Here is a 16181-nt window from a genome sequence, read left to right on the forward strand (position 1 = left end):
GGACACGTGACATGAACACTATCTATCGTCTGGTTTTCAACCGCGCGCTGCGCGTCTGGCAGGTGGCTTCGGAGCTGGTGAAGGGCGGCGGCGGCCTGGTCGGCCACGTGCCGGGCCGGCAGAGCGCTGCCCTGTCGCCGCTGGGCTTCGCACTGATGTGCTCACTGGGCTGGGTCAGCCTGGGAACGCCTGCGCTGGCGCAGTCCGATGCGCGCATCATTTCCGATCCAAATGCGCCGGGCCGTGAACGGCCGACGATGGTGACGGCACCCAATGGCGTGCCGATGGTGAACATCACCACGCCGTCGGCAACGGGTGTGTCGCGCAACCGCTATTCGCAGTTCGACGTGGGCCGCGATGGCGTCATCCTCAACAACGCCCGCGGCCAGGTGCAGACGCAGCTGGGCGGCTGGGTGCAGGGCAACCCGTGGCTTGCCACCGGCAGTGCACGGGTCATCCTCAATGAAGTGAATGGTCCGGCCAGCCGGCTCAACGGCTATGTGGAAGTGGCCGGGCAGCGCGCCGAGGTGATCATTGCCAACCCGGCCGGCATCCAGGTCAATGGCGGCGGTTTCCTCAATGCCAGCCGGGTGACCCTGACCACCGGCACGCCGATGTTCACGGGTGCAGGCGCACTTGAGGGCTACCGCGTCACAGGGGGCGCGATCCAGATCGATGGCGATGGCCTGGACACCAGCCGTGCCGATTACACCGACCTGATCACCCGTTCGTTGCAGGTCAACGCCGGCATCTGGGCCAATCAGTTGCAGGCGACGCTGGGCAACAACGTGGTCAGTGCCGACCACAGCCAGGCCAGTGCGACCGCAGCCAGCGGCGAGGCGCCGGCCTTCGCGCTGGACGTGGGCGCGCTGGGCGGCATGTTCGCCAACAAGATCTGGCTGGTCGGCAATGAGCACGGCGTGGGCGTGCGCAATGCCGGCAGCATTGGCGCACAGGCCGGCGAGCTGGTGGTGACGGTGGATGGCCGGCTGGAAAACACCGGCGCCCTGCAGTCGCGGCAGAACGTGCGCGTGCAGGCCGGTGGCGATCTTGCCAATGGCGGCACCATCGCCGCCACGCGCGAAGTTGCGATCACCACCGGCGGCACGCTGGACAACAGCGGCGGCACGCTCAATGCGCAGCGCCTGCAGCTGCAGGCGCAGGGGTTGCGCAACCGTGGCGGCGCCATTGAACAGACCGGTGTGCAAGCGCTGGCACTCAAGGCCGACGCAGCCAGCAACCGTAGCAATGGCCTGTTGGGTGCACTGGATGCCATGGCATCAGGTGGTAACGGGAGCAGCGCTGGCAGCGGCGCGTCGCCCGGCAATGGCGGTGGAACACCCGGAACCGGCACGCCGGGAACGCCGGGAACCGGAGGCGGCAATGGGGGCTCGGCGGGCACGCCGACGTCGCCGGAGCTGCCCCTGGCCGAGGGCCTGATCGCCATCACCGGCACGCTGGACAATGACGGCGGCAGCATCAGCAACGGCGGCGTGGTGTCACTGGTTGCACGCAACGGTCTCGACAACAGTGGCGGTCGCCTGGGGGTGAGTGCGCTGCAGGCCGGGGGCGATCTGCGCAATGATGGCGGCACGCTGCAGGTACATGGCGATGCCGCGCTGCAGGTGGGCCTGTTGTCGAACCAGAAGGGTGCGCTGAGCGTGGCCGGCGACCTGTCGCTGGATGCGCAGGCGCTCGACAACCGCGGTGGTGAACTGCGCCACGCCGGCAAGGCGGCATCGTCGTGGACGGTGCAGGGCCTGTTCAACAACGACGGTGGCCTGCTGGCCACCAATGCCACGCAGCTGGCCTTGCGCGCGGGCCAGGTCGGCAATGCCGGTGGCCGCATCGAACACGCCGGTGGCGGTGGTCTCGCGTTGGATACGGGCGACTGGGCCGGCAGCGGTGGGCGACTGAGTACCCTGGGCCGCCTGCAATGGTCGACCGGCAACGCCGATCTGCGCAACGGTTCGCTCAGTGCGGCGGCGTTCGACATCCTCGCCGCGACGCTGGACAACCGCGGCGGCAGCCTGCTGTCGCTCGGTACCGGGGCCAGTTCGGTGAAGGCCACGACGCTGGACAACAGTGCCCGCGGCACGTTGGCCGGCAACGGCGATCTGGCACTGGTCGCGACCACGCTGGACAACAGCAACGGCCTGGTTCAGCAGGCTGGCACCGGCACCCTGAGCGTGCAGGCCGATACGTTGCGTGGCAGCGGAGGGCGCCTGCTCAGCAACGGCGCGCTGGTGTTGTCCGGCGGCGAGCTGGACGTGAGTGGTGGTACGACATCGGCGCAGAGTGTGCAGATCCACGCCGGGGCACTGCGCAACCGCCAGGGCCAGATCGTTTCGCAGGGTGTCTCGGAGCTGGCGCTGGACCTGCGCGATGCGCTCGACAATCAGGGCGGCCAGATCGTCGGCAACGGCGGCCTGCGCATCGACGCCGGTGGCATCGACAACCAGCAGGGCACGCTGCAGTCGGCCGGTACGCAGGGCGTGGCGCTGACAGTGCGCGACACGCTGGACAACAGTGGTGGTGGCATCTCCGGCAACGGCCAGGTGCAGCTGCAGGTCGGCAGCCTGGTCAACCAGGGCGGCAAGGTGCTGGCCGCAGGCAGTGATGCGCTGCAGGTGCAGGCCCGCGCGCTGCTGGACAACAGCAACGGTGGTCGCCTGGCCGGTACTGGCGATCTGCGGTTGCAGGCGGTACGGCTGGACAACCGCAGTGGGGCGATCGAACACGCCGGCGGCGGCATCTTGCAGATCCACGCCGACGGCCTGCAGGGCGCGGGCGGCCGCATCCTCAGCCAGTCGTCGCTGATGCTTGAGGGCGGCCAACTGCAGCTGGGGGCCGGCAGCATTACCCAGGCCGAGCGCATCGCCATCGATGCGCAGCACCTGGACAATGCCGGCGGCAACCTCAGCGCGACCGGCAGCGACATGCTACGGCTGCACGTGGCGCAGCGCGTGGACAACAGTGGCGGTACGATCGCCGGCAACGGCGCGCTGGATGTGCAGGCCGGTGAACTGATCAACCGCAAGGGCACGCTCAGCGGTGCCGGAACGGCTGACGGCACGCTGCAGATCGCCGGAGCGCTGGACAATCACGAAGGCACGATCGCCAGCAATGCCAACCGCCTGACGGTCACTTCCGCACGGCTGGACAACAGAGGCGGCAGCATCCGCCAGGCCGGCAACCTGGGCCTGGATATCACCACCGGCCGCCTGGACGGCAGCAAGGGCACGCTGGTCTCCTCGGCCACGCTGACCCTGCGTGCTGGCGACGTGGATCATCGTGACGCGACGCTGGGCGCCGATCGCCTCGACCTTGAGGCCACCACGCTCGACAACGCCGGTGGCCGCATCATCGCCAGCGGCGAAGGCGCCAGTCGCATCAAGGCCACGACGCTGGGCAATGCCGGTGGCACGCTGGCCAGCAATGGCGACCTGGCCCTGCTGGCACAGGCGCTGGACAACCGTGCAGGCAGGATCCAGCACGCGGGGGGCGGCCAGCTGCAGGTCTCGGCGAAGACCCTGCTGGGCAACGGCGGCAGCGTGCTCAGCAATGGCAGCTTCGCGCTGGATGGCGCCAACCTCGATCTGACCGCGGCAACCACCTCGGCGCGCCGCGTCGACATCACCGCCGACAGCCTGACCACCGCCGGTGGCACGCTCACTGCAACCGGTGAAGATGCGCTGCGCCTGCGCGTACAGGGTGTGCTGGACAATCGCGGCGGTTCGCTGGCCAGCAATGGCGCGCTGGCTGTCACCGCGCAGCAGCTGATCAATGCACAGGGCACGCTGCAGGGTGCAGGCGCGGGTCACTCCACGCTGGTGATCGGCCAGGCGCTGGACAACCAGAAGGGCCGCATCCTTCTCGGCGGTGCCGGCACGGTCACCGCGGCCAGCCTCGGCAACCAGGGCGGCACCGTGCATGCGGGCGGCAGCACGCTGGTGCTGGGTGTTGACGGTCGCCTCGACAATGGCGAGCAGGGCCTGCTGTCCAGCACCGGTACGATGACTGTGGATGCCGACAGCCTCGACAACCGCCGCGGCACCCTGGTCGCTGGCAAGGACCTGAGCGCGACCACGGCGGCAGGCGTAGACAACAGCGACGGCGCGATGCAGGCCGGCGAACGGCTGCAGTTGCAGGGCAACGGCCTGGTCAACCAGCGCGGCACGCTGCTGGGCGGCCAGCTGGACATCGATACCCGCGGCCAGCGGCTGGACAACCGCGCCGGCACGCTGGGCACCCAGAAGGGCGACCTGAACGTTCGCAGTGGCGCGTTGGACAACCAGGGCGGCCGCGTGCAGTCGGCTGCCGATCTGCACATCGATACCGCGGGGCAGGACATCGACAACCGCGCCACCGCCGGCAGCGGTGGATTGCTGGCGGCCGGGAAGCTGCAGCTGGATGGTGGCGTGCTGGACAACCGTGGCGGCGCAGTCAATGCACAAGGCGATGCGCGCTTGCTGCTGGCCCGCGTCGACAACAGTGGCGGTGGAACACTTGCCAGCGCCGCGAATCTGTCGCTGCAGGCGGCGAGCCTGGCCAATGCCAGTGGTCGCGTGCAGGCCGGGCGCAACCTCGACCTGACCCTGGGCGGGCACCTGGATAACGCCGCCGGCGCGATCGCGGCCGGCCAGCTGCTGACCCTCACGGCCGCCAGCGTGGACAACCGCAACACCCGTGGCGGCGACGGCACGCGTGGCCTGCAGGCGGGCCAGCTGCAGTTCGGCGCCCAGTGGCTGGACAACAGCCAGGGCCAGGTCGTCACCGATGGCGGTGCGCGGCTGCAGATCAACGGCCAGCTGCAGAACACCGGCGGCGTGATCAGCACCGGCGGCAATCTGGACAGCCAGGCGGACAACGTCGCCAACAGCGGTGGCCTGCTGCGCGCCGATGGCAGCCAGACCCTGGTCGCTCGTGCGCTCAGCGAAGACGGCCAGGTGCAGGCGCAGCGGGATCTTGGCCTCACCCTGCAGCAGGGCATGCGCCATCGTGGCGAATGGATCGCCAACGGCACGCTGTCGCTGAACCTGTCCGGCGACCTCGACAACCAGGGCGTGGTGCGCGGTGGCAACCTCGACCTCAACGCCCAGAACATCACCAATGCGGCTTCGGGTGAGATCTCCAGCCAGGGCACGACCCACCTCAATGCCCGTGGCCAGCTGACCAACCGGGGCCTGATCGATGGCGCGCTGACCCTCCTGGAGGCCGGCGAAATTGACAATCTCGGTACTGGGCGCATCTATGGTGATCGCGTGGCGATCTCCACCGGCGTGCTGAAGAACCGCGCCGAAGAGGCCGGTGGTGCCACCCGCGTCGGCACCGTGGCCGCACGCGAGCGCCTGGACCTGGGCGTGCGCGAGCTGCAGAACACCGGCAAGGGCCTGATCTACAGCGGCGGTGATGCTGCCATCGGCGGCACGCTGAGTGCCGACCGGATCGCCAGCGGCATTGCAGGCCGGATCGACAACATCAGCTCGGTCATCGATGTGAGCGGCAACCTGTCCATCGATGCGCAGGAGGTCAACAACATCCGCGAGAACGTGGTCGTTTCGCAGACCAGGACCGTGATGGATCCGGTGCGGCTGGATCGCCCGGCATGGTGGCGCAACGGCAAGAACGGCACCGAGGACATCCGCAGTACCAGCCATTACTCCGCGCACGAGGTGTACTACCTCGACCCGGCCGACATCCTCGAAGACACGCCGCACATCACGCCTGATGGCTTCACCGTGCATCGCGCGGTGGTGCGCCTGAGCTCGAAGACCAGTGCCTACTTCTTCGGGCGCGGTGGCCTGTATGCCGGCCTGGGCGAACGCGCGCGCCTGAACGTGCAGGATGGCACCGTGGTGATGTACTACGTCGGCCGCCAAGACAACCAGGTCAATCCGGACCAGGTGCGCGTCGGCGCGGATGACCCGTTCGCCGAGCTGAGCACCCTGCATCCCGATGCGCCGGCATTCCGCTATGTCGACGACAAGCTGACCTATTCCAGCAACTACGGAACCTGCACCACCAACTGCGTGCAGTTGTGGACCTACAAGGATTACAACGATCCGGATCATACGCTGACCAATCCGCGCGGCTCGGGTGGCAACAACGTCAGCAGCAACGAGCAGTACCGCATCGCCACCCGGACGGTGACCGAAGATGTGCTCGGCGCCGGAGTAGGCGCCGATGCGGTGATCCGCTCCGGCGGCGCGATGCGCATCGGTACCGACAACCTGAAGAACCACTACGGCAGCATCGCCGCAGGGGGCAACCTGAGCATCGTGGGGCTGACCGCAACGGCGAAGGTGGAGAATCTGGCGCAGACGCTGTTCCGCACCCATGAATTCAACAACGTGGGCCACACCTACAGCAATGAACGGGTCACCTGGAGCAACGAAACGGTCTCCGAGGAGATCGGCAGGATCGGTGGCAGCATCACCAGCGGCGGTACGCTGGTCATCGACGTCGGTGACCTGAGCAACCTCAACCAGGGGCGAAACGCGCCGAACGTGCAGAACGGTTCGGCGATGGCCAACCTCAACGTGCAGGGTCCCAAAGCGCTGCCGGATGGGCCGGGCCATGGCGGTGCGCAGGGGCCTGGCCAGTCCACCGGCACCGGTGCCGAACGCGCGCTGGCGCAGGCGGCCGATGGCGCCAGTACCCAGCAAGGGAGCAGCGTCGGCGGCGTGAGCGGCAACACCGGCACGTCCGGGCCGCGCGTGGTCGCGGCCAGTGGCGGATCGCCGGACCGCATCGCGATGGGCGCACCGGACGCGCGCGCGCCGAGCGCCAGCCTGTTCAACGTCAATCCCAACGGTGGCCACTACCTGGTCGAGACCGATCCGCGCTTTACCGACCACAAGACCTGGCTGAGCTCGGACCACCTGCTGGGCCAGATGGGCTACTCGCCCGATACCGTGCAGAAGCGGCTGGGTGATGGCTACTACGAGCAGAAGCTGGTGCGCGAGCAGATCGGCCAGCTGACCGGTCGCCGCTTCCTGGACGGCTACGCCAGTGACGAGGCGCAGTACCGCGCGCTGCTGGAGGCCGGTGCCACGGTGGCCAGCGAATGGGGCCTTCGCCCCGGCGTGGCGCTGACCGAAGCGCAGATGGCACAGCTGACCAGTGACATCGTCTGGCTGGTCGAGCAGACCGTCACCCTGGCCGATGGCAGCACCACCACCGCGCTGGTGCCGCAGGTCTACCTGCGCCTGCGCCCGGGCGACCTCGACGGCAACGGCGCACTGCTGGCAGGCGCCAATGTCGATATCAAACTGGGCAATGGCCTGGTCAACACCGGCAACATCGCCGGGCGCAAGCTGGTGACCATCGATGCCGGCAACATCGAGCATCTGGGCGGCAGCATTTCCGGCCAGTACGTCGGGCTGTCGTCGGACAAGGACATCCGTGTTGTGGGTGCCGCCGTGACGGCCACCGATGCGCTGTCGGTCAAGGCTGCGGGCAATGTCACGGTGGCCTCCACGGTGGAGACACAGCAGGGCGGTGGCACCTACCAGTACGAGACCAACCGCATCGATCGGGTCGCCGGCCTGTATGTGACCAACCCCAGTGGCGACGGCATGCTGTCGGTGGTGGCCGGTGGTGACATCAGCCTGCAGGCCGCACAGATCCGCAACGCCGGCGCCGACGGCCTGACCCAGCTGGCCGCAGGCGGCACTCTGGATGTTGGCGCGATTGCGCTGGAGGAACGCCGCGACGCCACCTTCGATGAACGCAACCATCAGCGCAGCGCCAAGACGACACACGCTGCCACATCGGTGCAGGGCGCTGGCGATGTGGTGCTGGCCGCTGGCAAGGACATCAACCTTGCTGCAGCGCAGATCAATGCTGGTGGTGGCCTGGCATTGCAGGCCGGCGGTGACATCAACAGCCAGGCGCTGGTGGACAGTGAGAGCCGGGATTTTGCCAATGCAGGCAAGCGCAGCTCGCTGCAGGTCAGCCAGCGTGATGAGACGGTGCGGGGCAGCATGTTGCAGGCCGGGGACAATCTGCTGCTGAACGCGGGCCGGGACGTGAGCCTTACAGCCGCGTTGGTCGACAGCAATGACGGCGCGGTAAGCGTGGCCGCAGGCCGCGACGTGAACCTGCTCTCGGCCAACGAGACGCACGACTACAGCCTGGACAGCTACGACAAGAAAAAGAAGACGCTCTCCAGTACCACCACCACGCGCAGCGTCGACGCCAGCGACAGCTATGCCATCGGCACGGCGATCCAGGGCGAGCGTATCAACATCACGGCTGGACGCGATCTGACTGCGGTAGGTGCGGTGGTCGATGCCACCGGCAACGTGATTCTGGGGGCTGGCAACAATGTGCTGATCACTGCCGCCGAGGACCATCACAGCAGTGAGTCCAACGAAAGCAAGAAGAAATCCGGCGTTACCGGGGGCTTCGGCAACGGCGTCGCATCGGTGGGCTATAGCAGCGCGAAGAACAGCAGCACCCACGCCGAGCAGTCCACCACCCAGGTGGGATCGGCGATCGCCTCGCGCGACGGCAATGTGCTGATCAATGCTGGCAACACGCTGACGATCGAGGCCTCGGACGTCGCCGCAGGCGAAAACCTGACACTGGTGGGCAAGGACATTGCGTTGCTGGCGCGACAGGACACCACGGACAGCCACTCCAGCCAGGCCAGCAAGTCCAGCGGCTTCTCCGTGGGCGTGACCTACGACCCGACCAAGGCCTACCGTAGCGCCCGCGATTCGACCACCGACGGCATGGCCGACAGTGGTTCGGCGATGGGGCGGATCACCCGCACCGCTGAAGGCGCAGCCTCCGGCCTGCGTGCGGCCACCACGTCGACCGTGGTGACTGCCGGCAGCCAGCGCGCCAACAGCGAGCAGAGCCATTCGACCAGTGATGCCCGCGTCAGCCAGTTGGCTGCAGGCGGCGATCTCACGTTGATTGCCAACGGCGGCTCGATCCTCAGCCAGGGCACGCAGATGTCGGCCGAGGGTAACGCTGTGCTGCTGGCCACCCAGGACATCGTGTTCGACGTGGCCCACAACACCGAGCGCAGCGACAGCAGCAGCCGCGGCAAGGGCTGGGGCTTTGCCAACAACACCAGCGGCCTGCCGTTCGGTACCAACAACTCGCAGAGCGAGGGCAGCGGCAGCAGTGACACCATCACTGGCACGCAGTTGTCGGTCGGTGGCGGCGTGCGCATGGCCACCACCGAGGGCAACATCAGCCTGACCGCAGCCAACATCGCGGCCGAGAAGGATGTCAGCATCCGTGCGGCCGGTGATCTGCTGGTCCGCAGCGGGCAGGATACGGTCAGCAACGCCAATACGTCCGACAGCAAGGCGATCGGCACGGTACAGATATCGGATACAGAGAAGTTCTCCGGCTGGCACCGCGAGCAGCACCAGGACGACAGCGCGCAGGTGTCACAGGTGGCCAGCAGCATCGGCAGTCTGGGCGGCAGCGTGAACCTGACCGCCGGGGGCAAGTACACGCAGACGGCCAGCAACGTGGTGGCCGCCAAGGACGTGAACATCACCGCTGCCGAAATCGAGCTGCTGACCGCCGATGAGAGCGGCCACTACTCGCAGAGCGACAAGGACCTGAAGATCGGCGTGTTCGCGCGGGTGAAGTCGCCGTTGATCGACCTGATTAACAACGTGGACGCGGCGCGTCAGTCAGACGATCGCCTGCAGAAGATGCAGGGCATGGCGGCGGGCGCCAACGCGTACCAGGCAGCCAGTGCGATCTCGGCACTGTCCGGCCGTGGCGGCAGTGGCGAACTGTTCCGTGCTGAAGCAGGCATCGGCTTCAAGACCGCCAACAGCAGTGCCGATGGCAGCAGCAGCGTGTCGCGTGGTTCCACCATCCAGGGCGGCGGCAACGTCAACCTGACCAGCACCCAGGGCGACATCCATGTGGTGCAGGGCAATCTGAGTGCAGGCAACACGCTCAGCCTGGATTCGGCCGGCGACATCCTGCTGGAAGCAGGCAAGGCGCATGTGGCCGACCGCAGCAAGAGCAGCAATGCCGGCGCCGAAGTCGGCGTGGGCGTCTCGGTAGGGGCGCAGACCGGCGTGTACGTGTACGCCGAAGCGAGTGTTGGCAGCAGCAAGGCCAATGCCGAGAGCAGGACCTGGCAGAACACCACGCTGACCGGCAAGAACATCTCGATGAAGGCCGAGGGCGATACCACGCTGCGTGGCGCCACGGCGACCGCTGATCGCATCGACGTCAAGACCGGCGGCACGCTGACGATCGAGTCGCTGCAGGACATCGCCGAGAGCATGTCCAGGAACAGCCAGGTGGGTGGCCGCGTGCAGGTGTCGTTCGGTACCGCGTGGAATGCCGACGGTTACGCCAGTGCAGGCAAGGCCAGCGGCAGCTATCAGGGTGTTGGCCAGCAGAGCGGCCTGTTTGCCGGCAATGGCGGGTACCACGTCGACGCCGGCCACGTGAATCTGGTGGGCGGCGCGATTGCCAGCACCCATGCGGGCAACAGTGAACTGACTGCGGGCTCGCTGACGTTCACTGACCTGCAGAACCACATGGACTATGCAGCCAGCTCCGGCAGCATCAGTGGTGGTGCGGGCGGGCAGATGAATGGCTGGGCGCCCAAGCCGGGAACGGCCGCACCGCGAGGTGGTCCGGGCCTGCCGATGATGGAAAAGGGCAGCGACAGCAGCTCCACCCTTGCCACCTTGACCGAGGGCAACATCACCATCGGTGGCAAGCAGACGTCGGCGGCGGAGCTGGGCATCAACACCGACGCCAGTGGAGCGCATCGTGCTCTGGATGCATTGCCGGATGCGAGCAAGCTGCTGGCGGATCAGCAGGCGATGGCGGCTGCGGCGGGGACGGTGATGGCCACCAGCCAGCAGATTGCCTGGGACGTTCAAGCCTATCAGAGCAAGAAGGCAACCCAGGCGTACTACGATGGCCTGTCAACCGACGATAAAAAGGTGTTCAACGCGCTCAGCGCGGAACAGCGCGATGCGGTGCTGACGGCAAACAGCCAGGCATATAACGATGCGAAGAAGTGGGGTGATGGCGGTGAGTACAGTCGTGCCCTGAGCGCAGTGACGACGGCTGTGGTAGGGGGCGTAGGTGGCCAGGGCGCCGGTCAGGTCGCGTCCAATGCGCTGGCGCCCTATGCCGCTTACTTCATCGGCAGCAAGCTGGACTCGAACCACGGCAGCGATCCCAATGCGACTCTGCAATTGCTGTCGCATGCGGTGTTGGGTGCGCTGCTGGCAGAAGCCAATGGTGGCAGTGCCGGAACCGGAGCGGTCTCCGCGGCTGGCGGCGAGTTGGCCGCGAAGGTGCTGACCAATACGTTGACCGGGGGAGATCCTTCCAGGCTGAGCCCGGAGCAGAAGGAGATGGTGCTGGCGTTATCGCAGGCGGTGGGTGCACTGGCGAGTGGGTTGTCAGGGCAGGATCTGGCTGGGATTGCGCTGAATGCGGGGATTGCCAAGAATTCGGTTGAGAATAACTACCTTTCATTTGAGCAACGAACTGCCAAAGATACTGAAGGGGCGAAGTGCGGCAAGGATGATGTCTGCCGCCGTGAGGTTGAGGATCGTTGGGCGGATGTCAGTCAAGGTCAAAGTCGGGAAATGAAAGATCGCTATCTCTCGTATCTGTCTGAAGATGAGAGATCTGTGCTGTTTAATCTGAAGCCCGGAACCGCCGCGTATGATGAGATCGTTGCTCTAGCAGTTATTCGTGAGAGTGGAAAATCGCCAGACTATGGTTCGATTTTCGCTCGGGACGTATCGCTTCTGAGAGAGAACGATTGGGTTGGCGCCTTGGCTGGCGGAATGCCGGGGGGCATGCGTCTTGCAGACAGGAATCGTCTGGAAATGGCGGTGTTGGGTCCTGTCTTTGCAATGCCCAGTGTGCTTTCTACGCTCGGGGGCGCAAGTCCGGAGACAATTTCCTTAACCAATCAAATTGGATCCATTGCATGGGATGTGGCTGGAGTTGCGGTCGCCTTCGGCCCGAAATCAACAAGCTCTCGAAGTGGGGTGACAAAGGACCCAGCAGCAGTGGAGGGGGGCGTTCCTCAGCCTAAGGTTATGGCATTGTGGGAAAATCCACTTCTGACCGATGTCAAATTCTCAAAGGGTCAGACCAGGTATAGTGCGGATCAGACGCAAACAAACATTTCCGTTGGTGATGCGATCCGAACTCTTGAGAGTAATGGATATTCCAGAACCGTTTCCAAGGATGGGAGTGTGACCGTTTTGCAGAAAGGGGGTAATATCTACAGGTTCTATCCGAAGTCTTCTTCCGATGGGGTCCCGTCTGCATCGCTTACCATCTCTGGCCAGAAGAAGCCTGTTCTGAAGATTCGTTTCGTCGGGAGTGAAAATGGAAAATGATTATCTGCTTGAAATAAAAGAAAAGGTGGTGGGGTTCGTTTCTCGTCTAGTTGATCTCGAGATGGATCTTCCGCAAATGGTTTTTAGGGGGGGTGGTTGGTGCTTCAGGTTCTTTGAAAGACCCGTTTTGTTGGATGATGAAGTTATGTCAAATCTAATTGAGAGTTCATCAAGAACTTTTGGTTCGGGTGTTTTTGTAAAATTCTCTCGATCGCCTGATTTGGATTCAGTTTTGGTGGTTGATAGTTCTTGCGTTGAGCGGGCATTTGATTCGGTCGCTGATGCTTATGAAGATAATTTGATGGACTTAGGATACCCGGTTATCTTTGGGGATCTGGAGGGGCGTTGGATTGGCTTTGAAAGTGTTTGCGAGGAGCTGGGTGTCCTTGCAGTTAGAGATTCGATCCAGGCACATGAGTTCATCTCGAGTCTTGGTGAGGGATTGATCTCGGTTCGTGATTTGCATGCATGGGCCGTGGATGGAGGCGACCTTGAGAAGGTCGCAAGAGCTTTCTTGGCAGCCTATGATGATTGAATTTTAATGGTTGATGGTCGCGTTATCTTCGGTGCCTTCGCGCGGGTTAATTCGCCGTTGATCGATCCGATCAACAACGTCGACGCGATGCGAAATTCCAATGATCGCCTGCCGAACATGCGAGGCATGGCGGCGCAAGAACATCTCGATGAAGGCCGCGAGCGATACCACGCTGTGGTGCGACCGCGACCGCGACCGCGACCGCGACCGCCGACCGTATCGACGTTAAGACCGGCGGTACGCTGACGATCGAGTCGCTGCAGGACATCGCCGAGAGCATGTCCAGGAACAGCCAGGTGGGTGGCCGCGTGCAGGTGTCGTTCGGTACCGCGTGGAATGCCGACGGGTATGCCAGCGCAGGCAAGGCCAGCGGCAGCTATCAGGGTGTCGGCCAGCAGAGCGGCCTGTTTGCCGGCAACGGCGGCTACCACGTCGATGCCGGCCACGTGAATCTGGTGGGCGGTGCGATTGCCAGCACCCATGCGGGCAACAGTGAACTGACTGCGGGCTCGCTGACGTTCACTGACCTGCAGAACCACATGGACTACACGGCCAGCTCCGGCAGCATCAGTGGTGGTGCGGGCGGGCAGATGGATGGCTGGGCGCCCAAGCCGGGAACGGCCGCACCGCGAGGTGCTCCGGGCCTGCCGATGATGGAGAAGGGCAGCGACAGCAGCTCCACCCTTGCCACCTTGACCGAGGGCAACATCACCATCGGTGGCAAGCAGACGTCGGCGGCCGAGCTGGGCATCAACACCGACGCCAGTGGAGCGCATCGTGCGCTGGAGGCATTGCCGGATGCGAGCAAGCTGCTGGCAGACCAGCAGGCGATGGCGGCTGCGGCGGGGACGGTGATGGCCACCAGCCAGCAGATTGCATGGGACGTTCAAGCCTATCAGAGCAAGAAGGCAACCCAGGCGTACTACGATGGCCTGTCAACCGATGATAAAAAGGCGTTCAACGCGCTTAGCGCAGCGCAACGCGATAAGGTGCTGACCGCAAACAGCCAAGCTTATAACGATGCGAAGAAGTGGGGTGATGGCGGTGAGTACAGCCGTGCCCTGAGCGCAGTGACGACGGCTGTGGTAGGGGGCGTAGCCGGCCAGGGCGCCGGTCAGGTCGCGTCCAATGCGCTGGCGCCCTATGCCGCTTACTTCATCGGCAGCAAGCTTGACTCGAACCACGGCAGCGATCCCAATGCGACTCTGCAATTGCTGTCGCACGCGGTATTGGGTGCACTGCTGGCGGAAGCCAATGGTGGCAATGCGGGAACCGGAGCGGTCTCTGCGGCTGGCGGCGAGTTGGCCGCGAAGGTGCTGACTAATACGTTGACCGGGGGAGATCCTTCCAGGCTGAGCCCGGAGCAGAAGGAGATGGTGCTGGCGTTGTCGCAGGCGGTGGGAGCACTGGCGAGTGGGTTGTCAGGGCAGGATCTGGCTGGGATTGCGTTGGATGCGGGGATTGCCAAGAATTCGGTTGAGAACAATTTCCTTGGCAATGACGATCATGCTCGGATGGTGCATCTCCGCGAGAAGGCCAAGCGGCAGGGGGGGCTGGATAAACAGGAATCCTTGGAACTGGTTCTGCTTGATGCTGCGGACCAGATGAGTGCGGGGTTGCTCCGGAAGGCGTTGGCAGGAGAGACCCTGACTGAGGTTCAAGCCGCAGATCTCGCGACTTATATCAATCGTTACGAACTGCAAAACGGTCCGCTAGACCTTCCGGAGCTACAGAAGCAGTTCCTCGCCAATAGTGGTTCTCTGAATCCTGGCGAATTGCAGGGAATCAACCCGTCGCAGTCCTATGGGCGACCCTATGTCGGTTTGGGGGCTGACCAGAAGGCATACAAGGATGCAAACTATTCGTGGTTTGAAGATTTAATCTATCGTGGCAAAGGGACAAACGAGCGCCTGTACGATGCTGCGTTGAAGCAGTCTGGGCTTGAAATAACTCGTTCCGAAGACTTGCTTCCCTCAGCAATGCAGCTTAGGAACTTCTTCGCTGTACATGACGCTCAAGCTTCAAGTGCTATCGCCAGTGCCGCGTTCATTGCCGCAACGTTGGGTGGCGCGAGCGAAGAGAATCGACGAGCGCTGACGTTGACGATGGGGGCCTTGGCCAACATCGGAGCAGTGAGATTTGTGAACAGGACTGGGCTTTTGCCTCAGACGGGCGGTCTTGGTGTAACGCGGCCACGAGCGCTCAGACCAACTGATGAGGCGTCGACAACGAATTCCGTGCCGGCTGGGTACGAGAAGGGCTTCTCTCGTCCGGAAAATTCCAATCCGCCAAAGTTACAGGTAACCAATGACGGTGGGGGTTTCAGTGCTCCAGGAAATCCAGTTCAGCGTGGTGTAGTGCTTTCGCGAGTCAATCTGGCCAACGGACGGACACGAACAACGCCTTTGCGCGACTCAGGGGCTCCGGTTTCTGCGGGCTTTCAGCATGTTCTAGATGGGCACTTTGGAAAGTCACCAACTGGAAATAGATCCATCTTCAGTATTAATCCGGATGAGCTCAAGGTGGTTCTACAAAGCGCGGTTGTTGTTCGCTCTCCTGTCTATGAAATTCCTGGAGGACAATACGTTCGTATTGTTGATGTTGGAAGGCCGATTGGGATATCTTCACTGAAGGATGGGGGGCAGCCAACCTCCGTCATCAAAGTGTTTACAGATAAGGCGGGAAACTTGATTACAACGTTTCCAATAAAGGGTGGAGAGTAATGGCTCGCTTGTCGGGAATTTTGAGGAATAGACTGATTTCAGGTCTTTCGAGCGTAAATAATAATTCGGGTGCGAGGGGTGTTGTTGAGGCACTGATCCAATGGGTTATGGAATGCGAGGGCGAGGTTCGCAGAGAACCATTCCTAAGCTATGGCTTTGACTTGATTGTGAATATGGATGGTCGATTGGATGAATATCCATTCGCGGAGATCGGGGAAGCGGATGTTGGGCGCGTGCATTCGCGTGCGACCCAGTTGAGAAACGCAAGTGATGACGGTGTCGCGCAGTTTGTCAGAGATCTGATGGAGGAGTTGGTCGCCGTCGAGATTGACAGGGTGTGTTCCCGCTGCGGGGAGGCGTATATGCGGGCATATATGGGGTTGATCAGTTCTACGCCCGCATTTCAGTGTGATGTATGCGGCTATGGCGAATTCTTGAATGGTTCGGCTTTGAGAGGTGAAAGGCTTCGATTCATTACATTGAAGGAGCTTGAGTCTTTCGGGATTTCTTAGCTGTAGATTGCATGCGATTCCTGTCATCTTTGAGTGT

General features: G+C 63.5%; 3 protein-coding genes. All 3 read left to right on the top strand.

What is annotated here, in order from left to right; translation table 11 throughout:
* The first annotated feature begins 11 nt into the window (after nucleotides 1–11).
* Nucleotides 12–12374: a hemagglutinin repeat-containing protein gene (locus tag ACM0O9_RS08290; RefSeq protein WP_414603949.1), complete on the top strand. Its 12363-nt coding sequence runs from the start codon at nucleotides 12–14 to the stop codon at nucleotides 12372–12374.
* Nucleotides 12364–12909 carry a hypothetical protein gene (locus ACM0O9_RS08295; protein ID WP_146257799.1) on the top strand — a complete coding sequence of 182 codons (546 nt, stop codon included), beginning with the start codon at nucleotides 12364–12366 and terminating at the stop codon, nucleotides 12907–12909. The genes ACM0O9_RS08290 and ACM0O9_RS08295 overlap by 11 nt, the downstream gene beginning before the upstream one ends.
* A 278-nt stretch (nucleotides 12910–13187) precedes the next feature.
* Nucleotides 13188–15632 carry a VENN motif pre-toxin domain-containing protein gene (locus tag ACM0O9_RS08300; protein WP_495495882.1) on the top strand — a complete coding sequence of 815 codons (2445 nt, stop codon included), beginning with the start codon at nucleotides 13188–13190 and terminating at the stop codon, nucleotides 15630–15632.
* Nucleotides 15633–16181 lie beyond the last annotated feature (549 nt).

Origin of the sequence: Stenotrophomonas sp. FR012, assembly GCF_047520565.2 — a bacterium.
In the GTDB taxonomy this organism is placed as follows: domain Bacteria; phylum Pseudomonadota; class Gammaproteobacteria; order Xanthomonadales; family Xanthomonadaceae; genus Stenotrophomonas; species Stenotrophomonas sepilia.